Genomic DNA, 342 nt, shown 5'->3' on the forward strand with positions numbered 1-342 from the left:
CCAACCTCGCCACCTCGTACCAAGAGGCGGACCGCACCCAGGAAGCCGTCGACCTCCTCGAGCGGGTGGCCGCGCATCGTGAGCGGCTGCTTGGCCCCGACCACCCCAACACCCTCGCTACCCGTGCAAACCTGGCCACCTCGTACCAACAGGCGGACCGCACCCGCGAAGCCATCGACCTGCTGGAGCGCGTAGTCACGGACTGTGAGCGGCTGCTCGGCCCCGACCACCCCAACGCCCTCACCGCCCGTGCAAACCTGGCCACCTCGTACCAACAGGCGGACCGCACCCGCGAAGCCATCGACCTGCTGGAGCGCGTAGTCACGGACTGTGAGCGGCTGC

General features: G+C 69.3%; 1 protein-coding gene. It reads left to right on the top strand.

The genetic code is table 11. The features are described from left to right. The coding region (locus ACWCO8_RS19250; protein WP_451033336.1) for a tetratricopeptide repeat protein at nt 1–342 on the top strand (342 nt) is incomplete at both ends.

It is taken from the genome of Streptomyces sp. NPDC001927, assembly GCF_053594455.1.